At 43.2% G+C, this 23,713-nt stretch carries 22 protein-coding genes, 2 tRNA genes and 1 pseudogene; 20 read left to right on the forward strand and 5 right to left on the reverse strand.

Annotation, left to right across the window (positions count from 1 at the left end):
* The first annotated feature begins 141 nt into the window (after nucleotides 1–141).
* From A3GG_RS11745 to A3GG_RS0103415, 12 genes are all read left to right on the forward strand, one after another.
* A complete protein-coding gene (locus A3GG_RS11745; protein WP_018357913.1) occupies nucleotides 142–924 on the forward strand; it encodes a patatin-like phospholipase family protein in 783 nt (260 codons plus the stop codon).
* A gap of 287 nt (nucleotides 925–1,211) precedes the next feature.
* Nucleotides 1,212–1,595 (forward strand): 30S ribosomal protein S6, encoded by a 384-nt coding sequence (rpsF, locus tag A3GG_RS0103365; RefSeq protein WP_033408292.1) that lies wholly within the window; start codon nucleotides 1,212–1,214, stop codon nucleotides 1,593–1,595.
* Between the two features lie 21 nt (nucleotides 1,596–1,616).
* Nucleotides 1,617–1,901, forward strand: coding sequence for a 30S ribosomal protein S18 (rpsR, locus tag A3GG_RS0103370; RefSeq protein ID WP_018357915.1), 285 nt, complete (start codon nucleotides 1,617–1,619; stop codon nucleotides 1,899–1,901).
* Between the two features lie 24 nt (nucleotides 1,902–1,925).
* Nucleotides 1,926–2,459 carry a 50S ribosomal protein L9 gene (gene rplI, locus A3GG_RS0103375; RefSeq protein WP_018357916.1) on the forward strand — a complete coding sequence of 178 codons (534 nt, stop codon included), beginning with the start codon at nucleotides 1,926–1,928 and terminating at the stop codon, nucleotides 2,457–2,459.
* A 348-nt stretch (nucleotides 2,460–2,807) separates the two neighbouring features.
* The gene (locus tag A3GG_RS0103380; protein ID WP_026215587.1) at nucleotides 2,808–3,680 is read left to right on the forward strand and encodes a sigma-70 family RNA polymerase sigma factor; all 873 of its coding nucleotides are present in this window, start codon (nucleotides 2,808–2,810) and stop codon (nucleotides 3,678–3,680) included.
* Nucleotides 3,681–3,780: 100 nt separating this feature from the next.
* On the forward strand, nucleotides 3,781–5,382 hold the full coding sequence (gene nadB / locus A3GG_RS0103385) for an L-aspartate oxidase (protein ID WP_018357918.1): 1,602 nt from the start codon (nucleotides 3,781–3,783) through the stop codon (nucleotides 5,380–5,382).
* Complete coding sequence (gene nadC / locus A3GG_RS0103390; RefSeq protein ID WP_018357919.1) at nucleotides 5,372–6,223, forward strand: carboxylating nicotinate-nucleotide diphosphorylase; 852 nt, start codon at nucleotides 5,372–5,374, stop codon at nucleotides 6,221–6,223. The genes nadB and nadC overlap by 11 nt, the downstream gene beginning before the upstream one ends.
* Entirely contained in the window at nucleotides 6,220–7,152 is a 933-nt protein-coding gene (gene nadA / locus A3GG_RS0103395) for a quinolinate synthase NadA (RefSeq protein WP_018357920.1), read from the forward strand. Before nadC ends, nadA begins: the two co-directional genes overlap by 4 nt.
* A 128-nt stretch (nucleotides 7,153–7,280) precedes the next feature.
* On the forward strand, nucleotides 7,281–9,311 hold the full coding sequence (locus tag A3GG_RS0103400) for a glycogen debranching enzyme N-terminal domain-containing protein (protein ID WP_018357921.1): 2,031 nt from the start codon (nucleotides 7,281–7,283) through the stop codon (nucleotides 9,309–9,311).
* A 34-nt stretch (nucleotides 9,312–9,345) separates the two neighbouring features.
* The gene (locus A3GG_RS0103405; protein ID WP_018357922.1) at nucleotides 9,346–10,611 is read left to right on the forward strand and encodes a glycosyltransferase; all 1,266 of its coding nucleotides are present in this window, start codon (nucleotides 9,346–9,348) and stop codon (nucleotides 10,609–10,611) included.
* 31 nt (nucleotides 10,612–10,642) lie between these two features.
* Nucleotides 10,643–11,926 (forward strand): glycoside hydrolase family 57 protein, encoded by a 1,284-nt coding sequence (locus A3GG_RS0103410; RefSeq protein ID WP_018357923.1) that lies wholly within the window; start codon nucleotides 10,643–10,645, stop codon nucleotides 11,924–11,926.
* Nucleotides 11,927–11,996: 70 nt separating this feature from the next.
* Entirely contained in the window at nucleotides 11,997–13,016 is a 1,020-nt protein-coding gene (locus A3GG_RS0103415) for a branched-chain amino acid aminotransferase (protein ID WP_018357924.1), read from the forward strand.
* A 189-nt stretch (nucleotides 13,017–13,205) separates the two neighbouring features.
* On the opposite strand, the gene purB is transcribed toward A3GG_RS0103415, so the two are convergent.
* Nucleotides 13,206–14,555, reverse strand: a complete 1,350-nt coding sequence (purB, locus tag A3GG_RS0103420) for an adenylosuccinate lyase (RefSeq protein ID WP_026215588.1) — start codon at nucleotides 14,553–14,555, stop codon at nucleotides 13,206–13,208.
* Between the two features lie 16 nt (nucleotides 14,556–14,571).
* Nucleotides 14,572–15,747, reverse strand: coding sequence for a MalY/PatB family protein (locus A3GG_RS0103425; RefSeq protein ID WP_018357926.1), 1,176 nt, complete (start codon nucleotides 15,745–15,747; stop codon nucleotides 14,572–14,574).
* Between the two features lie 261 nt (nucleotides 15,748–16,008).
* Between A3GG_RS0103425 and A3GG_RS0103430 the strand changes: the two genes are divergently transcribed.
* The 8 genes and pseudogenes from A3GG_RS0103430 to A3GG_RS0103465 all read left to right on the forward strand — a co-directional run bounded on the left by A3GG_RS0103430 (nucleotide 16,009) and on the right by A3GG_RS0103465 (nucleotide 21,349).
* Nucleotides 16,009–16,082: transfer RNA gene (locus A3GG_RS0103430), tRNA-Ile, on the forward strand.
* Nucleotides 16,083–16,145: 63 nt separating this feature from the next.
* A tRNA-Ser gene (locus A3GG_RS0103435) sits at nucleotides 16,146–16,230 on the forward strand.
* Nucleotides 16,231–16,590: 360 nt separating this feature from the next.
* Nucleotides 16,591–17,831, forward strand: a pseudogene (locus A3GG_RS12600) (site-specific integrase).
* A 27-nt stretch (nucleotides 17,832–17,858) separates the two neighbouring features.
* Complete coding sequence (locus tag A3GG_RS0103445) at nucleotides 17,859–18,332, forward strand: DUF1896 domain-containing protein (RefSeq protein ID WP_018357928.1); 474 nt, start codon at nucleotides 17,859–17,861, stop codon at nucleotides 18,330–18,332.
* A 167-nt stretch (nucleotides 18,333–18,499) separates the two neighbouring features.
* Complete coding sequence (locus A3GG_RS0103450; RefSeq protein ID WP_018357929.1) at nucleotides 18,500–18,832, forward strand: hypothetical protein; 333 nt, start codon at nucleotides 18,500–18,502, stop codon at nucleotides 18,830–18,832.
* A gap of 363 nt (nucleotides 18,833–19,195) precedes the next feature.
* Nucleotides 19,196–19,636 carry a hypothetical protein gene (locus A3GG_RS0103455; RefSeq protein ID WP_026215589.1) on the forward strand — a complete coding sequence of 147 codons (441 nt, stop codon included), beginning with the start codon at nucleotides 19,196–19,198 and terminating at the stop codon, nucleotides 19,634–19,636.
* Between the two features lie 13 nt (nucleotides 19,637–19,649).
* A complete protein-coding gene (locus A3GG_RS0103460) occupies nucleotides 19,650–20,090 on the forward strand; it encodes a PcfK-like family protein (RefSeq protein WP_018357931.1) in 441 nt (146 codons plus the stop codon).
* Nucleotides 20,087–21,349 (forward strand): PcfJ domain-containing protein, encoded by a 1,263-nt coding sequence (locus A3GG_RS0103465; protein WP_026215590.1) that lies wholly within the window; start codon nucleotides 20,087–20,089, stop codon nucleotides 21,347–21,349. The genes A3GG_RS0103460 and A3GG_RS0103465 overlap by 4 nt, the downstream gene beginning before the upstream one ends.
* 151 nt (nucleotides 21,350–21,500) lie before the next feature.
* Here the strand turns inward: A3GG_RS0103465 and A3GG_RS0103470 are convergent, their stop codons facing one another.
* From A3GG_RS0103470 to A3GG_RS0103480, 3 genes are all read right to left on the reverse strand, one after another.
* A complete protein-coding gene (locus A3GG_RS0103470; RefSeq protein WP_018357933.1) occupies nucleotides 21,501–22,136 on the reverse strand; it encodes a DUF2971 domain-containing protein in 636 nt (211 codons plus the stop codon).
* A 197-nt stretch (nucleotides 22,137–22,333) separates the two neighbouring features.
* Entirely contained in the window at nucleotides 22,334–22,765 is a 432-nt protein-coding gene (locus A3GG_RS0103475; RefSeq protein ID WP_018357934.1) for a DUF3872 domain-containing protein, read from the reverse strand.
* Nucleotides 22,766–22,777: 12 nt separating this feature from the next.
* Nucleotides 22,778–23,359 (reverse strand): conjugal transfer protein TraO, encoded by a 582-nt coding sequence (locus A3GG_RS0103480; RefSeq protein ID WP_026215591.1) that lies wholly within the window; start codon nucleotides 23,357–23,359, stop codon nucleotides 22,778–22,780.
* Between the last annotated feature and the right edge of the window lie 354 nt (nucleotides 23,360–23,713).

Genomic DNA, 23,713 nt, shown 5'->3' on the forward strand with positions numbered 1-23,713 from the left:
GTATAGAGAGGGCGTGTCAGTGGCTTTGCATATCAAACCCACTGGCACACCCTCTCTCCCTTTTAGTTTTGGGATTGATGCCGTTTAGCTTTCGACTACAAAATTGTGGGTATCTTTGTCTATCATTTAAAGGATATAATTATGAGAAAGAAGTATAAGATAGGATATGCTCTGTGTGGTGGTGGCGCAAAAGGTTTCGCGCACCTAGGAGCGTTCAAAGTACTCGAAGAGCGAGGGATTCATCCAGATATCATTGCAGGCACAAGTGCAGGAGCTCTTGCTGGCGTCTTTTATGCCGATGGCTTTGCCCCAGAGGAGATTGCAGATTTATTTAGAGGTCATAAGATGACTGACTTTGCAGGGATTAGTCTCTTCTCTGGCGGACTATTAAGACCTAGTGGAGTAGCCAAGATGTTGCGCAATAATCTTCAAGCTCGTAGGTTCGAGGAACTTAAGATTCCATTTAGAGCCGTTGCTACAAATTGGGAAACAGCTCAGATTAAAGTATTTAGCGAAGGAGATAATCTTGTCGATTCCGTCATTGCTTCATGTGCAGTGCCAATGGTGTTTGAGCCCACAGAGATAGATGGTGTGCAATATGTCGATGGTGGTGTGCTCAAAAACTTTCCCGTATCTGTTATAAGGGAGGAAACAGAGTGCGTGATTGGGGTCAATCTTATGAGGTTACAAGAGTTCACTCGATCCAAAAGTATTAAAGGGACAGCCTCTAGATACTACGATATAATCTCCAAGCTCAACGTAAAAGAAGATATTGAGCAAACAGATATCCTGATTGATATGGATGGGTTACGTAACTACTCGATGTTCGACCTGAAATCTATAGACTCCATCATGGATTTAGGGTATAAAAGCACTACTGAAGTATTAGACTCTAAAGATACGAAGGGTAAGCTAAAGAAGTGATTGATATATAGTAAGATATCGTATTATACTGAGCGCCAAATTTTTTCTCTAGGAATAAAAATATTTATTTGTACAGAAAAATTTCCCCTCTCAGTAGGGATAAATTGACCGCGCTACTGAGCGCATTAGCTTAGTAATGGGATTCGCTTATTTGAGAGCTGGTAGTAGCCCTAGTGCCATCCACTTTCAGGCGTGGAAAAGATAGTGGTATAAATGCTTGGTAGTTAGGTTGAATTTTATTACCTTTGCGGTCGCATTTGTGTTTTACTAACAATATATACAATATGATGAACAATTACGAAACCGTTTTCATTTTGACTCCCGATTTGTCTGCAGATCAGACAAAGGAAACGGTAGATAAGTTCGTTAGCATGATCACTGATAATGGTGGTGAGCTAGTGAATCGTGAGGAGTGGGGTATGCGTAAGCTTGCTTATCCTATCCAAGCTAAGTCTACTGGTTACTATGTATTTGTGGAGTTTAAGAGTGAGCCATCTTTTATCTCAACGCTAGAGGTAAACTACCGTCGTGACGATAAAGTGATGCGTTTTCTAACCTTCCGTCAGGATAAGTTTGCGCACGAGTATGCTGAGAAGCGTCGTCGTAATCGTAAGGAGACTAAGGCTGCTGATGAGGTAGCTAGCACTACCACTGAGGAGGAGAACAACTAAAGTAGACGAAGGGAAAGAATTATGGCAAAGAAAGGTAAGGGAAAGTCAGAAGTGCGTTATCTAACGCAGTTGTCTATGGACCGCAATCGTAAGAAGTATTGTCGCTTCAAGAAGGCAGGCATCACTTATGTGGACTACAAGGATCCAGAGTTCCTCAAGAAGTTCCTCAATGAGCAGGGTAAGATTTACCCACGTCGCCTTACTGGCAACTCGCTCAAGATGCAGCGTCGTGTGGCTCAAGCAGTAAAACGTGCACGTCACCTAGCACTGCTTCCATACGTAACCGATATGATGGGTGTTAATTAATAAATAATATAGAGGAGACAGAATATGAAGATTATTTTGAAAGAAGATATGCCAAATCTTGGCTTTAAGGGCGAGATCGTCGATGTAAAGCCAGGTTATGGTAGAAACTTTCTAATCCCACAAGGCAAGGCTATCATTGCGTCTGAGTCTGCAATAAAAATACTTCAGGAGAATCAGCGTCAGCAGGCTCGTAAGATGCAAGCTGAGCTAGATAAGGCTCGCAAGTATGCAGAGAAGATCGAAGGTACTAAGCTGACCTTTGAGGTGAAGACTAGTAATGCAGGTCGTATCTATGGTTCAGTAAATAGCTCAATGGTGGCTGATAAGCTTGAAGAGCTAGGCTTTGCTGAAATCAACCGGAAGATGCTCGTATTGCCTAATATCAAGGAGGTGGGCGAGTATGCAGCTAAAGTGCGTCTACACAAGGATGTTACCGTAGAGGTTCCTGTGACTGTTGTTTCTGATGAGCCTATTGTAAAGGCAGCTCCAGTGGAGCAGGTACCTGTAGCAGAAGAGACTTCTGTAGAGGAAGCAACAGAGGAGACTACTGAGGAGTAATCTCAACTGATTACATAGAAGGCTAGGAACTTAGGCTCCCTGAATATATCTTCAAGGGTGTGTCAAGTGTATTTTGCTTTGCAAGATCATTGACACACCCTTTGGGGTGTGTGATATACGAAATGCAATGGCTGCGAGTATTATCTGGATACTGTTGTGTGAAGCGCTGCACTGAATACAAAAGGCAACGAGGGTGTACCGACACTAAGAGTGTACTCCCTTTCGTGTATCAAACATTTTGCCTATCTAATATGTTTGACTAATAGATACGGGTAAATTTGGCTTGATAATCTCAGTGAAAATGAGTAAATTTGCCCACTTTTTGGTAAGAGTAATAGAGGAGATAGCATGAGACAATTAAAGATAGAAAAGTCGATTACCAGCAGGGACGACGCTGTAATGAATCGCTACATGAAGGAAGTAGCGAAAGAGGAGATGATTACTCCTGAGCAGGAGGCTGAGCTAGCTATGCAGATACAGAGGAATGATGAGAACTCTGCAGCTGCGGTAGATAAGTTGGTTCGTGCCAATCTTCGCTTCGTCATCAGTGTGGCAAAGCAGTATCAGGATCTCGGTCTTCCTCTTATTGACCTTATCAATGAAGGTAACCTAGGTATGATACGTGCAGCTCAGGGTTTCGATGGCTCTAGAGGATTTAAGTTCATCACCTATGCTGTTTGGTGGATTAGGCAGAGTATTCTAAAGGCTCTTGGAGACCAAGGTCGTATTGTTCGTCTACCGCAGAATCAGGTGGGAAATGTGACGAAGCTTAAAGCAGCTCGTGATCGTTTTGAGCAGATGAATCAGCGCCTTCCGTCACCTGAAGAGCTTGCTGATGATCTAGATATGGAGGTGGATAAGGTGATTGATATTATCCAGATTGATAAGGGAGAGGTCTCAGTGGATAAGACCTTTGATGATGGAGAGTCTAATACGCTGCTTGATGTGCTTCAGGATGAGGATGCACGAGATGTTGATGGTGGACTGATTGATGAGAGCTTGGTGAATGAGATTCGTGGGGCTATGCAGTGCCTATCGGAGCGAGAGCAGTTCGTACTTATTCATACTTATGGACTTGGTGGGGAGCAAGAGATGAGTCTTGATGAGATTGGTTCTGCTGTAGGACTTAGCCGAGAACGCGTACGTCAGATACGTGAAAAGGCGATTCGTCAGCTCCGTAAGAATGCCGATGAAACGCAGTTGCGAAGCTATCTTGGCTGATGATAAAAATGCCGTTTTGATATATAGGGAATAGTGCTTAATAGGGCTCTGTTCCCTTTATTTTTTGTAACTTGCAGCCAGTTTAGAAATTAATGCACTTATGAAGACATACGAATACGATTATGTTGTAGTTGGTGGAGGATTAGCAGGGATTAACACTGCCTATCATCTCTCCAGGCTCGGTAGAGTAGCCTTGTTGTCTTTGGCAACACTTGAGGATAGCAATTCTTACTTTGCACAGGGTGGAATGGCTGCTGTTACTGCCCCTAGCGATAGTCCATCTGAGCACTTGGAGGACACTCTGGTAGCTGGTGCTGGGTTGTGCGACCTAGAGGCCGTAAGGATACTTACCGAGAAAGCACCAAAGCGAGTTGACGACCTTATTGGCATGGGTATGCAGTTTGATACCAAGGATGGGGAATTGGAGCTTGGTCTTGAGGGCGGTCATCATCAGCATCGTATCCTACATGCAGGGGGTGATGCAACGGGGAGGCAGATAACTACCTTTATGATTAAGGAGCTTGCAACAAGAGAGAATGTCGATGTTTTTGAGGAGCATGCATTACTTGAGTTGATTGTAAGGGATAATCATTGCTATGGTATCTGGGTGGAGAATATAGTGAGGGGCGAGGAAGAGGCTTTTTATGCGAAGTCTGTAGTTATTGCCACTGGCGGAGCAGCAGCTCTCTATAGACCGACTACCAATCCTCACACAGCTCTTGGCGATGGGTTATCTATTGCTTATCAGGCAGGCGCTGTGGTTAGAGATATGGAGTTTATCCAATTTCATCCAACAGCATTGCATGTTAAGGGTGCTCCAGCTTTCTTGATTAGTGAAGCCGTAAGAGGGGAAGGTGCATACCTGCTTAATCCAGATGGTGAACGCTTTATGCTGGGGCGACACCCAATGGCAGAGTTGGCACCAAGAGATGTAGTTGCTCGAGAGATATACAGCGAGATGCAGAAGTTTGATGTGGAGTCTATGACTCTCTCTCTCAAACATCTTAATGCTGATGTGATTAGAAAACGCTTTCCAAGCATTACAGCCGAGCTTGCATCATTTGGACTTGATCTTACCCAAGAGATTCCTATTGCGCCAGCTGCCCACTATACGGTAGGAGGGCTATTGGTAGACCTAAATGGGTGTACTTCTATTGATGGCTTATATGCTGTGGGCGAGGTGGCTTCTACAGGTGTTATGGGAGCCAATAGGTTGGCTAGTAATTCGCTCGTAGAGTGTGTCGTATTTTCTAAGAATATTGCTGCGCATATTGAGAAGTGTGACTATCCTTTTCTGCCAACAGAGGAAATAGCGCTTATTCCTTGTAAAATGGAGAAGTCACTAACGTTTAGTGACCAGAAATGGATGGAGGAGCATGGCAATAAGCTGATGAAGCGATTGGGCAAGCTCCTAATGAAAAGAGCAGGTATTGTACGAAGTGCCAAGAAATTAAATAAAGCTCTGATAGAGATTACGGATACAATGCAGCAATTAGAGGAACTCGTTAATGCGAGTTTTGCTGTCCGACAGGTATATAACAGATACCTTGTAGGGAACTTGATTGTTCTCTCGGCTCACAGTCGTGAGGAGAGTAGGGGAGGGCACTTCCGCAAGGACTTTCCAGAAACATTGTCGGAGGATTTAGCATATCATACATTGATAAAAGATAATCGAATTAGTAAAGTAAAGCATGGAAAATAATATACTGAAGGAAGACCTACTCGATAGGCTCATTGAGATTGCAATAGAAGAGGATGTAGCATCTGGAGATTTAGCTACCGATGCTATCATAGGAAAAGAAGGTATTTCTCAGGCAATTATCACCGCAAAAGCCGATGGTATCATCTCCGGAATAGAGATAGCTCGTAAGGTGTTTGCTCGTATGGCACGGAGTGAGTATTCATTTGAGGCTTACATTAAAGATGGTGATGCGGTAAAAAGGGGGGATAAGATTTTGGAAATTAAGGCTAGATACAATGATCTTCTTACAGCAGAGAGATTGATGCTTAATTTCCTCCAAAGAATGTCTGGGATTGCTACTGCCACTCATCTACTCGTTTCACTTATCGAGGGAACTAAGGCGGTCGTTTTAGATACTCGCAAGACCGCTCCAGGACACCGAGTCACTGATAAGTTGGCAGTACGTCATGGTGGAGGATCTAATCACCGTATGGGGCTCTATGATATGGCGATGATAAAAGACAACCATATCAAAACTGCAGGAAGTATTAGCCGCGCAATTGAGCAGGTAAAGGCTGTTACTCCACTTTCTGTGAAGGTCGAAGTTGAGACTACTAACCTGAATGAGGTAGAGGAGGCTCTAGCAGGTGGGGCAGACATTATCATGCTAGACAATATGACTATAGAAACAATGAAAGAAGCTGTAGCACTTATTGCAGGTCGTGCAAAGACCGAAGCTTCTGGTAATATTACTTTGGAGCGTATCCGAGAGGTGGCAGAGACAGGAGTGGACTATATCAGTGTTGGGGCTTTGACGCATAGTGTAAAAGCATTGGATATGAGTATGAACTTTAAGATATGATACATCCTATGGAACAACTCATTGAGGAAATTAATAGACTCAAAAGGGAGAAGAATGCTATTGTACTTGGGCACTTTTATGTGCGGTCTGAGGTACAGGCTATTGCTGATTACTTGGGAGATTCCCTTGGGCTCTCGAGAGTGGCTGGAGAGACTAATGCCGATATAATTGTTTTCTGTGGCGTAGAGTTTATGGCAGAGACAGCCTCTATCATCTCTCCTGATAAGAAGGTATTGATTCCTGTAAAAGGAGCTGGATGTACGCTTGCTGAGTCTGTGACAATGGCTGGGATTAATACTTGGAAAGTAAAGCACCCTGATGGGATTGTTGTAAGCTATGTCAATACTACAGCAGAGGTTAAGGCTGTCACTGACTATTGTGTGACCTCTGCCAACGCTCTTAAGATAGTTCAGCAGTTGCCTAAGGATAGACCTATTCTATTTGGTCCTGATAGAAATTTAGGTAGGTACGTGAGCTTAGCTACAGGTAGGGAAATGGATCTATGGCAAGGGGATTGCTATGTGCATAGGTATATTACTCCTGAGGTCGTCATCCGATATCTGGAGCAATATCCAGAGGCGGAGTTGCTCTTGCATCCAGAGGCTGTGGCTTGTAGCTATCCTGAGGTGCTCGATCTTGAAAGGGTTGTGGTTGGTTCTACGACAACTATTATGACACGTCCAGGAGAGAGTAATATCCGACAGTTCCTAATAGCTACCGAATCTGAGACGCTAGCAGAACTAACCCGAAGGTATCCAGACTTAGAGTTTATTCCAGTAATCCCAGAGCACACTTGTGAGTATATGAAGCTTACCACGCTTGAGGATGTTCGTGATGCTTTGCTCCTCGAGCGGTATGAAGTAAAAGTCCCAAGTGATATCCGAGATAAGGCGATTATAGCTATTGATAGGATGCTTGAGCTCTCATAATCTTTGGAGGTATCAAAAGAAAAGGGTAAATTTGGGCAGAGATAAAGTACTTCCTCTATGCTATAGCTATGAGGTGGTATTCCTAGGGATATGGATAGACACAGGTATATTAGAAGGAGTTTGACCCCATGACTTATCTTAAATTTGATAGAGCGAGTCTGACGAATCTTGATGAATCGCTTCAGAAAGAGATCCTACGAGCGAATAGCAAGGGAGGGTACTCTTGCTCGACGATATTAGGATGCAATACTAGGAAGTACCATGGTATGCTGGTCGTGCCTTCATCTATGCAATTGGCTGAGCGATGGGTGCTTTTGTCTTCTATGGATGAGACCGTTATTCAGCATGGTGCGGAGTTTAACTTGGCTGTCCATAAGTATTCGGACGGAACTTTTAGCCCCAATGGTCATAAGTATGTGCGTGAGTTCGATGTAGAGCGTGCGACTACTATTGTATATAGGGTAGGTGGTGTAGTGCTAGAGAAAAAACTGTTGCTTTCTAGTACGAGCAATAGCCTGATTATCCGATACAAGCTTTTGGATGCTCATTCTCGTACTATATTGCGATTCAAGCCACTTCTTGCTTTTAGAAAGACAAAAGAGTTGACCTACGAGAATAATCAGGTCGATTGGTCCTATAAGGAGGAGGGGAATGGTATTTCTATGTGTCTCTATGCTGGGGCGCCAAGGTTGTTTATGCAATTTTCAAAGCCTGTCACCTATACTCATGCCCCACACTGGAATAAAAACCTATATTATGATAAGGAGGCTGAAAGAGAGCATAATTGTATAGAGGATCTGCCTGTGCCAGGAGTATTTGAGTGCGAGATAAAGAGAGGGGAGGAAGTCTATTGCTCTGTTTCTGATACAGTGATATCACCCAGCGACATTCAGTTGCATTTTGAGGATGGTGAGTCTCGTATTATCCCAAGAGATAGTTTCGTTAATTGCCTTAAGGGGGCTGTTGGTCAATATTACTTTACTCCAGTGGAGGGCAAAAGCTATCTTCAAGCTGGCTTCCCATGGTTCAATATTCGCCATCGAGACCAAATGATTGGTCTTACGGCTGCAAGTTTTGGCATAGATAAGCCAGAGCGATACAAGGCTGTTATGGATACAGCATTGGCAGCTATATGGAGGTATTATGACGAAGGAGTAGAGGATGAAATTATTACAGGGTTAGACCAGCCAGATGCTCTGCTTTGGCTTATTAACTGTATCCAAGATTACTCTAGATGGGTTGGGATTGAGCGGACGCGGCAGGAGTATGGTGACACCATTAAGAAAGCAATCCATATTATTCGCTCAGGGAAAGTCGCTCAGATGCGTGTGATGGAGAATGGTTTGCTCTACGCTATCCCAGAACGAATGGATAAGCCCCTTACATGGATGGATGCTACGATTGACGGATATCCAGTAGTCGACAGGCAGGGATATATTGTGGAGTTCAATGCTTTGTGGTATAATGCTCTTTGCTTTAATAGAGATTTATTCGAGATAAAGGATTTACAAGAAAACGACTTTATTGAGAGGGTCTCAGAGAGCTTTATTAGGGTGTTTGTCAATGAACATGACTACCTCTTTGACTATGTAGCAGAGGGTAGAGAGAAAGATTGGAGTGTGCGACCAAATCAGATTTTGGCTGCCGGTCTTTCTTACTCTCCGCTATCGAGAAGGCTTCAGAGAAGTATCTTGGATATCGTGACCAAAGAGCTATTGACGCCTAAGGGTCTACGTTCGTTATCGCCAATTAGCGGGTTTTACAGAGGCTATTGTGGTGGCAGCAATAATGAAAGAGCCTATGCATATTTGCAAGGTGGAGTATGGAGTTGGTTAGTGTATTACTATATGAGTGCCTACCTTAAGCTTTTTAGGAGGGTAGGGGTCTCCTTTGTGGATAGAATTTTGATTCCTTTTGAGGACGAGATGAAACGCCATGGTATCAGTAATATTTCAGAGGTATACGATGGGACACCACCTTATGTAGGAAGAAGCGCTATCTCATTTATGCTGAGTGTAACTGCCTTGTTACGTATCAAAAATAGGCTAGATGAGTTTAAGGAATCAGAGTCAGATGATATTTTTGACCTGCGTTTGAGCCTTACATCGCACCATAAAAGTTCGCCTGATGCTGGTCTTGAGACATCGGGAAGAGAATAGGGAGGAATAATAGTAGGCAGATAGAGCAGAAGATATGAAGGCACTAATGTTTGGATGGGAGTTCCCTCCACATATCCTAGGAGGACTAGGTACAGCCAGTTACGGTCTTACTAAAGGTCTTTGTAAGCAAGAGGATATGGAGGTTACCTTTGTGATGCCGAAACCGTGGGGAGACGAAGACAAGTCTTTTACGCGGATTATAGGTATGTCACAGGTTCCTGTGGTGTATCGTAATGTAGAATATGAGCGTGTAAGAGAGATGATAGGGCATCTAATGGAGCCCGAAATGTACTTCCATTTGCGTAATCATATTTACGCCGATTTTAGTTATCTTCGCACAGACGAACTTGGATGTATCGAATTCTCTGGAAAGTATCCAGATAATCTTTACGAAGAAATTAATAACTACTCTATTGCCGCAGGGGTTATTGCGCGTGCTGAGCACTTTGATATTATACATGCCCATGATTGGTTAACCTACTCGGCTGGTATTCATGCGAAGCAGGTATCGGGTAGACCGCTTGTTGTACACGTGCATGCTACGGACTTTGACCGCAGTCGAGGGAATGTCAATCCTCAGGTGTATAGTATGGAGAAGAATGGTTTTGACCATGCCGATCATATCATGTGCGTAAGCGAAGCTACTCGGAGGATTGTGATAGAAAAGTATCATCAAGATCCAAGTAAGGTAACAGCTGTGCACAATGCTGTGACGCCATTGGAGCCATCTATTCTTGCTATCCCCGACAAACGGGGCGTGAAGGATAAGATAATCACATTCTTGGGTCGAATCACCATGCAAAAAGGTCCTGAGTTCTTTGTAGAAGCTGCATATAAAGTTTTGCAGAAGACAGATAATGTACGCTTTATCATGGCAGGAAGCGGTGATATGATGAATCAGATGATTCGTCTTGCTGCTGAGAGAGGAATTAGCGATCGATTCCACTTTACTGGGTTTATGAAGGGGAATCAAGTGTATGAGATCTACAAGTCTAGCGATGTGTATGTGATGCCTTCCGTATCAGAACCTTTTGGTATCTCTCCTTTAGAAGCAATGCAGTGTGGTGTACCTTGCATACTTTCGAAGCAATCTGGCTGTGCGGAAATTCTCGACTACGCTATCAAGGTGGATTATTGGGATGTAGATGCACTTGCCGATGCTATGTATGCGTTGGTGACTTACCCTGCTATGCATAGCTTCCTATCTGAGGAAGGTCTTAAGGAGGTTAGTAATATCAAGTGGGAGGATGTAGGTATCAAGATAAGAGGTATTTACAATCGACTACTCTCTCGCATGTAACCAGAAAAGAAAACTGAAGAAGTTACAATATATGAAAAAGAAAGTTTGTTTTATCTTTCAGCTCCATCAACCCTTTAGGCTTAAGCGTTATCGATTCTTTGATATTGGTAATGATCACTACTATTTCGATGATTTCCAAAACGAGGAGATTTTTCGTAAGGGGACCACAGAGTCATATATCCCAGCACTGAAGCTCTTCCTCGAACAGATTCGGGAGACTAACGGTGATTTTAAAGTCGCACTTGCAATCTCAGGACTCGCAATGGAGCAGATTGAGATGTACTCACCTGAACTTATAGATTTGCTTGTGGAGCTTGTCGGGACGGGTAGGGTAGAGCTTCTCGGTGAGACATACGCCCATAGTATCGCTTCGCTCTATTGGGAAAAGTCTGAGTTTAAGGCACAGGTCAAGGAGCACTCTGATAAGCTCGAGAGTATGTTTGGAAGTCGTCCTAAAGTATTCCGCAATACTGATCTTATCTATGACGATAGTATTGCTGACGAACTTGTAAAAATGGGCTTTGAAGGTGTAATAACAGAGGGTGCAAAACATATCTTGGGGTGGAAGAGTCCTAATCATGTGTATGCTAGTGGGGCTAATCCTGAACTAAAGCTACAGCTTCGTAATGCTAGATTTACGGATGATATTGCTAAAAACTTTACGCGTTACGACTGGTCTGAATATCCTCTTACTGCCGATAAATATGCCAATTGGCTAGCTTCTACTCCTGAGGATGAAGAGGTGATTACTATTGATATGAGCCTTGATGTACTAGGTGTGGGGCAACCTAGCCAAAGTGGCATCTTCGACTTCTTCAGAGCACTCCCTAGGTTTATTCTTGGAGCAGGACTAGAGTTTGCTACTCCGAGCGAGGTTATGGGTCAAAATAAGCCGCAGGATAAGTTGGTGATAGCTGAGCCTATTTCCTGGAGCGAAGAAGAGAAAAACACTCTTAGCTGGTTGGGTAATGTCCTCCAACATGAGGCTTTTCATAAGCTGGAACAGTGGGCAGAACGTACACGAATGTCTCGTAATCGTAGGATTATTCAGGACTGGAGATGTCTGCAGAGCTCTGACCATTTTTTATATATGTCTACTCAAAATGGTGACGCTTGGCGATTTACCCCGTATGATAGTGCTTACAGTGCTTTTAGCAACTATATGAATGTTTTGAGTGACTTCCTTCTTCGGGTAGAAGAGGAGTATCCGAGCACAGTTGAAAATGAAGAGCTCAATGCACTCCTTACTACAATCCAAAACCAAGGGGATGAGATAGAAAAGCTGTACGAAGAGCTCGCTAGAGCGAAGAAATAATAATAAGTAATAGAAAAGGAAGTTGAGAAATTGATTTCCAAGTAATTAACCCTATATAAGTTTTACTAATATGAAGCAAATTGATTGGTCAAACCTCGGTTTCGGATATTTCCCAACCGACTACAATGTTCGTTGTTACTACCGTGACGGCAAGTGGGGTCAACTAGAGGTGTCCTCTGAGAAGACGATTAATATCCACATGGCTGCTACTTGTCTGCACTACGGACAGGAGGCATTTGAAGGGATGAAAGCGTTCCGTGGTAAAGATGGTCGTATCCGTCTATTCCGTGCTGATGAGAATGCAAAGCGTATGCGTCGTTCATGCGAGGGTATCATGATGGCACCAATGCCAGAGGAACTTTTCCTAGAGGCAATTGACCTTGTAGTGAAGAAGAATATTGATTTCGTTCCTCCTTATGAGAGTGGCGCTAGTCTGTATATTCGTCCTATCGTTATCGGTCTTGGCGAACAGGTAGGTGTTAAGCCAGCTTCTGAGTATCTATTCCTCGTATTTGTGACCCCAGTAGGTCCTTACTTTAAGGAAGGCTTCAAGCCTACTCCTATGGCTATTATGCGTGGTTATGACCGTGCAGCACCTCTCGGAACTGGTACTATCAAGGTCGGTGGTAACTATGCAGCCAGTCTAAAGAGCGGTGTAATCGCTCATGAAAAGGGCTATTCAGCCGTTCTTTACCTAGATGCTAAGGAGAAAAAGTATATCGATGAGTGCGGTCCTGCGAATTTCTTTGGCATCAAGGGAAATAGTTACATTACTCCAGAGAGTACTTCAATTCTGCCATCCATTACAAATATGAGTCTTATCCAGATTGCACAGGATCTTGGTATGACTGTTGAGCGTAGGCATGTACCTGTTGAAGAGCTTGCAGAGTTTGATGAGGCTGGTGCATGTGGTACTGCTGCTGTAATCTCTCCAATTGCTCATATCGATGACCTCGACAATGGGAAGGAGTATGTATATTCTAAAGATGGTCAGGCTGGTCCAAAGAGCACACAGCTATACAATACACTTCGTGGTATCCAGTATGGTGATCTTGAGGATAAGCATGGCTGGATTACTTTTGTAGAGTAATATTTGAGCTTTTTGATTATTATGAGAAGGTGCTACGTGGATGTGTTGTCCATATAGCACCTTTTCGTTGAATCATAGCCGCAATCAATGTTTGATAATCAAAACAACTGCAACCATAAGGCGTAGTGCTCATCGGTTGCAGTTGTTATACTAAGTAAATCTCCAAGTGGGTAGAGGGATAATGTAGCTTTATTTGGAATAAACCCCTGTATAGTTTCTTGGGGTAATCTGCTTCATCTCCACCTTTAGTTCGTTTGAAATATCAAGTCCATCGATGAAGGCATTGAGCTTTTCGCGAGTAAGAACCTCATTACTACGAGTAAGGCCCTTTAGTGCTTCATAAGGGTTGGGATACCCTTCGCGCCTGAGGATTGTTTGGAGTGCCTCCGCTACTACTGGAAGCGCCTTATCTAGATCCGAAAGGATACTTTCCTCGTGAAGGAGCAACTTGCCGAGACCTTTCTTCAAACTGTTAAGCGCTATCATCATGTGGGCTATAGGCATTCCCATATTTCTCAGCACAGTACTATCAGTGAGGTCGCGCTGTAGACGTGAGATAGGTAACTTATGCCCTAAGTGCTCTAAATATGCAATCGCAATCCCAAGATTTCCCTCTGCATTCTCAAAGTCAATAGGATTCACTTTGTGAGGCATGGCAGAAGACCCTACCTCTCCAGCCTTAATCTTCTGCTTGAAGTACTCAGAAGAAACATAACTCCAGATATCACGAGAAAAGTCTATCAGTATCACGGAAATACGCTTAATAGCATCGAAAAGGGCAGCGAGATTATCGTAGTTAGAAATCTGTGTGGTGTATAACTCTAGTTCAAGCCCTAGGTGTTCCTCTGCGAAGTTCTCTGCAAAGGTGCGCCAATCGATGTTTGGGTAAGCGATATGATGAGCATTCATATTGCCTGTAGCACCACCGAACTTGACACTCTGAGGAACCATCTTAAATAGCTTGACCTGCTCCTTAAGTCGATATACAAAGACATACAGCTCTTTGCCTAATGTAGTAGGAGAAGCTGGCTGCCCATGCGTGCGAGCCAACATCGGAATATCTCTCCATTCCTCTGCCTTCGCTTCTATTTCGTTTATTATTTCCTCTAGAGCAGGAAGCCAGACCTCCTCAAGTGCATCGTGGAGCATGAGTGGCTGGGCTGTATTGTTAATATCTTGTGAAGTTAATCCGAAATGCACAAACTCAAGGACTTTTGTATACTTGTCATGATCAAGACGCTCTTTGATAAAGTACTCAATTGCCTTGACATCATGATTTGTAACTCCTTCTATTTCCTTTACTCGCTGTCCGTCTTCCTCCGAAAAGTTCTCGTAAAGACCTTTGAGTTCGCGCTGTATTTCTTCATTTTGGAGCAGTGATAGACGATCAGGAAGTTCCTCAGACAGAGCCAATAGATATTCAACTTCTACCATAACACGGTACTTCATTAGTGCATACTCCGAAAAGTAGTTCTCTAGGGTTGTTATTTGTCTCCTGTATCGACCATCAATTGGGGAAATAGCTTTTAACGTATTCATTTATGTATATTTTCGTTTACAGATTATTTACAGCTTTTTCTAAGCGGCGCAATGCTTCCTCAATTACAGTACGAGGACTTCCTACATTTAGGCGCATAAAGTAATCCCCTCCAGTGCCAAACATTTTGCCGTTATTGAGAAAGAGACCTGCTTTACGAATAAAAAAGTCATTGAGTTTCTCTGTCGATTCAAAGCTAAGAGCACGGCAATCTAGGAAAATGAGAAATGAAGCCTCAGGATCAATCATTTTAATACTAGGGATATGCTCATGAAGATACTGACGCACATAGTCTATATTTCCTCGTACATACTCTAAACATTGTTCGCTCCACTCATCCCCCTCTTGATACGCTGCGGCAATTGCATCGAATGTATAACAGGAGGCAAGTGCGAGACCGTTAGCCCGCATGTAGTGAAAGATTTTTTCCCTTAGCTTAGTATTTTTGATATAAAAATGAGATCCAATAACTCCTGGCATATTGAATGCCTTGGATGGAGCCATTAGCGTAATTCCGACTTCAGCTGCTTCTGCAGAGGCACTAGGAAATGGTATATGGCGGAGGGGCTTGAAGGTGAGGTCAGCATGTATTTCATCACTGATTACCAAAGTGTCTGTTGCTTTTGCAATTTGGGCAATACGTTGGAGCTCTTCTTTGCGCCATACTCGCCCACCTGGGTTATGTGGGTGACTAATTAGGGATATCTTCGCCTCTTTCATCTTAATCTCCAATAACGCCCAGTCTATCTCCTGCCTGCCATCGATAAGAAGAAGAGGAGCCTCTAACAACCTTCGACCGCTTGTATTGATCACACTTGAGAAGGGATAATAGAAAGGTGGGGTAATAAGAACGCTATCCCCTTTCTCCGTAAGACACTCTATTAACTTATAAATTCCTGAAACAACACCTGGAGTATGCTCTAGCTCTTCCCTGAGCGGACGGAAACCATAATGCCTCTCAAACCATCCTTGTATAGCCTCATAGTATGAGCTAGGAGCTACTGTATAGCCCAACACAGGATGTTCCAAACGTTTACGGATAGCTTCCAATACGAAAGGAGGTGTGGCAAAATCCATGTCTGCTACCCATAGAGGTAATATTTCCTCGTAATCACTGTCGAAAGAACCATACCCATCGTACTTTGTACAATCGGTATGTTTTCGATCTAGTATTTCATTAAAATCGTATTTCATCGATATGTAAATTAGCAAATTATAGACAATTCAAAATTTCTTCTCAAAGCTACTAATTATTTATCTTATACCCCTAAATTCTTCTCTATAGATTTCTTGTATCTACACCTGTATGGAGAGGTCATATTCTACTATAAAGAGAAATTGTGGATGTTTATCGAGAAGAATAGTTCTTTTGATTGAGAAACACTTGCGCGGATATATTTTTTTTGTTACCTTTGCAAACACAAAAGTTAGACGATAGATCTAGTTTTTGATACTGGTCCTGTAGCTCAGTTGGTTAGAGCACCTGACTCATAATCAGGGAGTCCCTGGTTCAAGCCCAGGCCGGACCACTAGAATTTGGCGGTGTGGATATTTTTTGTACCTTTGCACCGAGAAAGAGAGAAGCAAAGCAAGGAGAGATGGCAGAGTGGTCGATTGCGGCGGTCTTGAAAACCGTTGAAGTGAGAGCTTCCGGGGGTTCGAATCCCTCTCTCTCCGCTTTAAGTACTCTGGCAGTACCGCTAGAGAGCACTACCGAAAAAGTATAAGTATCGTAATTCCAACGAGTTACGATACTTTTGTTTTATAGACCTCTACCTCTTCAGAGTAGTTACAGAGATAGTCGAAACGCCCAAAATACTCTCCAATGGCTACAATCTGGCTACACTTTTTTCTCGCAAAAAATAATTGTAGCCAAGAGTACGTAGAGAGTCTGTTTAGAGTACTTGTAGATTGCTGTAGTTCAAACAATTATGTGCAACTTTGTAGGCGAGTTGTAGAGAGTTATTAGCACCGTAAATGTGTAGCTTTTCCGGTCGCAAACTTTCTATGCTTGGCTACAATAAAAACAGACAATGTATGCAATCAATTTTCAGAACAGCATTCTACCTTCGCAGCAACTATGTGAACAAGGAAGGAAAAACGCCAGTCATGCTACGCATCTATCTCAACAATGAGCGGATGTCACTAGGCTCCACTGGTATCACCATCGTGCAGTCCCAATGGGATCGCGAAAAAGAGCGAGTAAAAGGGCGTCACACCGAAGCTCTAAATACGAACTTGCAATTGGATAACATCCAAAGTGGTTTACAAGCCATCTTTCGCAAGTTAGAAATGACTGATGAGCTTTCGTTAGAGCGTATCAAGTCAGAACATCTTGGCAAAAAACAAGATATAGATACCATCATGCAACTCTTCGACAAACACAATGAAGATGTTGCAGCTCGAGTTGGCATCTCAGTCTCGGCGCCCACTCTTCAAAAGTATAAGGTCTGCAAAAGACGCTTTTCTGAGTTCCTAAAAGATAAACTCAGACGCAGAGACCTCAAGCTCACGGAGCTAACCTATATGATTATACATGATTTTGACCTATACCTACGCACGGTGGTGGGGCAAAATCCTAATACAGCCACTAAGACGATGAAGACCTTCAAGACTGTCGTCATTTTGGGGCAAAAGTTAGGCGTACTACATCACGACCCTTTTGTCAACTTCCGATTTCACTTAGAGCCAGTGAATAGAGGGTTCTTGACTGATGAAGAGGTCTTACAGATTGTCAACAAGGAGTTGAATATCCCGAGATTGGAGCTGGTACGAGACATCTTCATCTTTTCCTGCTTTACAGGTTTAGCCTACATTGATGTGGCTAATCTTACACCCGACAATATCGTGATGCTTGGTGGCAAAGAGTGGATTATGACTAAGCGACAAAAGACAAGCGTGGAGACCAATGTGCTGCTCCTCGACATCCCTAAGCGCATTATCAGTAAATATAGCCACCAAACTTATCGTGATGGAAGCTCTTCCCTATCCTTAGCAATCAGAAGACCAATTCATACCTCAAAGAGATTGCAGATATATGTGGTATCAAGAAGAACTTGACTTTCCACCTAGCTCGGCATACCTTTGCTACTCTCTGTCTCAGTAAGGGCGTTCCTATGGAAAGTGTCTCTAAAATGCTGGGGCATACCAATATCCGAACAACGCAAATCTATGCCCGGATTACCAATAAGAAGATTGAACATGACATGGAGCAGTTTGCTGACAAACTAGGCAAGTTCAATACGGCAATGGGTATCGGGGAGAATAGCTGGCAATAAGTGCAACCATTAAAACCAAATAAGAAGATGAAGACAACGAATAAGAAAGAACTATCCTACTTCCGCTTAAAGCTAGAGAGCTACCTTAGTGAGCATTTTCCTGAAAAGGTGGAAGACAAGCCATTTATCACGGCACGAGCTGATGAAGCTCTTACTACCTACTGTGATGCTGTGGAAGAAGGATTCTCATATCCCGAAGCAGAGAGTCTGGCGAGTGAAGTGCTGTATCGTGACCTGCATTTCTCCAAATACGACACGCTTGTGTCCGTCTTGGAGAATGAGTTTGAAAAAGAACTCCCCTCCCCACTCCCCGAACGACTCTCTCAGATACTTCTCGGGAACAAGGCGATACAGAACCTATTTGACAAGTATAACCTTACGGATGAATTTGTTGCAACACCTGAGTATAATACGCTCTACACAGAACTGACAGGAACAGTTGTACTTCTTATCGAAGCTAATCAACTTCCCACGATAGGCGATGTGAGTGCATTAGAGTAGACAATGTAGATTATCCCTATCTCGTGCGCCTTTTGAGCTTCAAGAGCCAAGATAGTCTCTCTGCTCCATACGTCAAGAGCATATTCTATCTCTTGTCTTTATGTCGCATAGTCTCTTGGCTCTGCTCTTGAAAACTCTAAAAGACTCCGAATATGAATAGATCTCTCATGAACAAAGACCTGCACAGTCCAGCCTTCATACGGGCAAGTGTTCCTGCAGATAAAGAGGAACCACTACAAGTTGCGTCCAAAACAACTCCGAGCAACCACATCAAATGGTCTCGCATCATCCGACTTACCTTACTTATGGGTATCCTATTGGGTGGAGTGTATTTACTTTCTAAGTTAGTCACAGCACAGGTCGTAACAGCTCTATTGATACTGATTGGTTTTGTGGTACTACGATTCATCGTTCGTACCGTTCTGCAAATCACATTTACGCTTCTACGCGACCTCTTTTGGTTTGTTGTACTAGTCGTAATACTGCTTTGCGTGCTATGATATAGCACCTCTATCACTTCAGAGAAATGACTCTTTGGGTGACTAGCTCTTTTCTGAGGCTGGTCACCCTTTTTGCTTCTTCTGTTTAGGCATTGCACTTCTGCTTCTCAGTCATAGCTCCCCAATTATGCCGTGGTCAAATCGGAAGCTGATTCTTTTTCATCGCAAAGGTAGTACGGGGCTTAAAGACTTTCCCAAGGTCAGGCCATTCGGTTTGTCTGGAAAATCTCCACACCTATGCAGTTTGCTTCGGGTAGTATTTTCCGCCAAAACCTTGTATAAGTCTCGCCCCGCTACCTTGTTTTTGCTTGAAAAAAGGAATCAGCATACTCCGATCTTTGAACGCATAAAAAAAGGTCTCTTATGAATAAGCAGAAAGTAAACATGACATCATCAATGAAAGAAAAAGGATATAGCTCCTCCTCTCATTACCGCATAAGTTCTGAGTTTGAACAAAGTGAGCAGGTGTTGGCTACCAAGTTCGTCCATTGGGACGTACCCCCATTGGAAAGCCTTTGTGACAGCTCTGTATATCTCCTGACAGCAAAGCTTAATCGTGGCGAGCGAATGAGCCGTGAGGATAAGGATTGGCTCTGTGAAGCAGTGAATAACAATACCTACTTCCGCTCTGCCGTACCGCTACAAGGATGGCGATTTGACTTCATCGATGTATTGAAGAAGTACCTCGTCAATCAATATGGACAGTGGACAGAGTACTATGCTCCCGACCGAACCAGCCTACGCAACTACCTCTATGGACCTATCAACCAAATCATAGAGATACCCAAGTACCAACAGCACTAATACCGATAAGACAATGAAAGGAACAGAACAATTTACCCGAACGATAGCCGAATACCTTAATGGACGTGCGATGACAGACCCTTTGTTTGCGCCTAATCTACAGAAGCCCCATAAGAACATAGAGGAGTGCATTCTCTACATCTTGAGTGAGGTGCAAAGAAGTGGTTGTAATGGTTTTGCCGATGAGGAGATATACTCAATGGCAGTTCACTACTATGATGAAGATGATATAGAGGTGGACAAAGTAGCTGGTTGCAATGTTGTGGTCAATCACGTTGTAGAGCTCTCCGAAGAAGAGAAAAAGCAAGCACGGCAGGAAGCTATCAAGCAATACCAACAAGAGGAACTTGTCAAATTGCAGAAGCGAAACGAGCGACCCAAGAGAACTGAAAGAACAGAGACAACATCTTCTACACAACCGCAACCCACACTATTTGATACCCTTGCCTTATGAAACCTAGAAACAAGTTTGAGAAAGCCGTATTGGCACTGAGTACGAGATTATGCCCGATAACAAAAGCGCAGCGTCAGTGGGCATTCCGAGAGTGCATAGACCACTTTGCTTACCGCTTACCCAAAGGTCATACGACTTGTATGGATTGTGGCCATAGTTGGACTTTAGAGCAGCCTATAGATACTTGCACTTGCCCTCAATGTAGGGCAAGGTTGCAAGTCAAGACAACAAGAGCGCGGAAATTACAACAGAAGCAGTACTTCACGGTACTAACCACTTGTGGTGAGTATCAAATGTTGCGGATGTTCCTCCTCGTGGCTGAAATGGAGAAAGGTTGCAGAGCACAGAGCTCGGTCTTTGAGATTGGGCATTATTGGTGGAACGATGCAGGGAGACAAGCACTAGTAGCCATACAGCGAACTTTTGGACACTATATTGATAGCTTCTCTTTTCACTCTCCGATGGCTATCCGTAACGATAGCGAAGCTTACCGATATGTAGCCTATTCGCAGATATATCCGAAGCTAAAGGTCACGAATACGCTTTATAGAAATGGCTTCAACGGAGAGTTTCACGGCATCGCACCTACTCAACTCATCCCAGCTCTACTTACTGATAGTCGTGCAGAAACAATGATGAAAGCAGGACGACACAAGGATTTAAGACACCTCCTATCAAGGGGCAAAGGACTTGACAACTATTGGAGCTCATACAAGCTGACACTTCGTCACCACTACACAATAGGTGACATTGCCTTATGGTGTGACTATGTAGATATGCTCAAACGATTGGGTAAGGACATCCACAACCCGAAATACATCTGCCCCTCCGACCTCAGAGGAGAGCATGACAAACGAGACGTGGAGCTCCGCAGACAGCGTGAGCGGGAGGCAATGGAGCGAAAACGAGAAAAGGCAATGGCGGACGAAGAGCGTTTTCGTGAACTCAAATCAAAGTTCTTCGGCATCTGTTTTACAGACGGCACAATCCAAGTACACGTCCTAGAGAGCGTGCAGGAGTATATAGACGAAGGAGCTGAATTGCATCACTGCCTATTTTCAAATGAGTACTATCTCAAAGAGAACTCGCTCATTCTGTCGGCTACCATTGAGAGCAAGCGGATAGAGACGATAGAGGTCTCTTTGGACACACTCCAAGTGATACAGAGCCGTGGTGTGTGCAACCAAAACACCCCATACCACGACCAAATTCTCCAGCTCGTCCAATGTAACATCGAACAGATTGCCCAACATGTCTAAAAAGTATCAACATCTACAATGTCTAGGTGAAAAGAATTACTGCTTTTAACAGCTCGCTTATATTGAACTGCATTAAAACCTTTTTCAGCACAGAGTCGTTGTATTGATTTTTCTTTAGTTTGATCAAAACTGCAGCCGAATATGACACTAGTTAGAGCCTCTTTATCGACTTCAAATAGCTGATTGGGGAAGCCGTTTTTATTACTCTCCACTCTTCTTCGTATTGCCAAGCTTTACTTTTATGTATCAAAGGAGTGATAATATCATTTTGATTCTTGATGTAATTGATATGGGGATAATTATCATCATAGATAACTTGTTGGAGGAAGGTAAATGCCTTTGGACTTTGCGATAAATCAAACTCAAGACATACTCCTTCATGGTAACTAGCATAATGAGACCACATTAGTAGATTATTAGGCATAGACGCAAGACAAAACACCCCAGTATTTTTCAGCTGTTCTTTAATCTCTTTGTCTATGATTATGTCCAAATCCATCTTATTGTTTTGAAACTGGTTTTTAAGGTGAGATATTTCTTTTGAGCTACATTTGCATCCAGTTTTTCTGAACCAAGTCATCAAATCATTCTCATTATAGTCCTCATTAAGTATATAGGCAAATTCAAATGGGTCATTGAACTTGTCATATGTACTAAACATTATCTTCGAGTTCTCAAGAAAACGTTCGGCATCTTCTATTTTTCGATATTTATAAAGATATCTCGGAAACTTTTCCTGCTCAATACCCAATAATAAAAGATCTGAAAGGCTATATTGTTGACTCATATTAACTTAATAGACTAGTGTGGAACATTCCTATAGAACAAATATAGCGTTTTTTTGATAAGCCTTGATAAGCTATAAAGAGAAGGTTGTGAGCCTAGGTAAGGTTGTGAGCCTAGGTTTTAGAATGAGCCATTGAAAAGGCGACTAGCTATCACAGCCAATCGCCTTACATGGACTCAAAAAGAAATTTATGACTACTAATCCTCTTTCTTGCTATTGAAGTCAAAGGAGAGATGCTGAAGCTGTCCGAAGTTGTCCTCCACGTAGATGTCAATCGTTTGGCGGTCGGTGGTGAGTGAAGTGTAATAGAGACGGAAGGTATCTCTCGTGAGCGAATAGCGGTCATTCGGTTTGAATACAGTGCCATCATCCATCTTCAAGCAACCCTTGCCATCAGGCTGGAAGTAACGGATCGTGTATTGCGTATTGGCAAAGCGACCAGCTCTTTTGAGACTACAGCGTATTTCAGCCGTTTCCCCCTTAGCTATGGAGTTCTGAACCGGCATCACTTCGAGCGAGAAGTCATAAGCCTGCTGCACATCCAGCTCACGAGTACAAGCAGATAGACAAAAGAGGGCGAGGGCAATCCCTCCCACAGCCCATATCGTATTCACTAGGAACTTTTTCATTGTTGTCGGTAGTTAGATATTGAACTTGAGTCCTGCTGAGATAGCAGGACGAAAACGATGCAGGTCAGAGCCGAAGAGCAGTCTCCCTTGAGCTTTGAGGACGAAGAGCAGATTGTCAGTAAGGAACAGCTCCACCGAGCTATGTATCGCTCCACCATAAGTAAAGCGAGATCGATCCAGGAGTGTAGCCCCATCGGGTAGCAACCGTTTATCCTCGTTCAGCTCTTCATAACCGCAGAGAGCGGATAGTCCCAAGTAGCCAAAGATATTCTTCCCCCTATCTGAGAGTATCGGGTGCATATAGCCGAAATGCAGTAGCGCATCACGTAGTGGAACATTGTAGGAGCGATAAGTCAACCCTTGCTGCTCATATTCCGCCAAGAGAAAAGCGTAGTTCGCCCGTTTGAAGTAGTGTGCGAACGCAAGACCTACCCCAAAGCTCTCCTTTGCGCATAGTCTCTCCCCCTTGATAATCGGCATAGAGCCGACCAGCTCAACGCTATTTTGCCTAGGGATTAGTCGCTGTGCGTACGATGGTGTAACAGCAACCATAGCCACCATCACGCAGACCATCATAGATAACCATTTCTTCATCACCACTTCAGTTTAAGGTTATCAATCTTCTTAGTGAGCAAAAGGTCTTCAGGCTCCACATAGAAAGCAGGGCAATCGCATTTGAAATGCTGTATCTACATTCTTTCATAAATGTCATTTAAAGCCTTGAAATTCGATGTAATATCCTTGTTTATATCGCAAATTATTAGTATCTTTATATCTGATAATCAATAGTTTAACTCATATAACGAAGGATTTATGGACTCTCTTTTTAAGGCACTTACAACTATTCCCGACTCTCGCAAAGGGAACCACTTGATTTATCCGCTTGACTATATTCTTCTTATTGTATTTACAGCGGTTATGGCCGGATTTAATGCTTGGTCTGAAGTC

It is taken from the genome of Porphyromonas levii DSM 23370 (assembly GCF_000379925.1).
In the GTDB taxonomy this organism is placed as follows: Bacteria; Bacteroidota; Bacteroidia; order Bacteroidales; family Porphyromonadaceae; genus Porphyromonas_A; species Porphyromonas_A levii.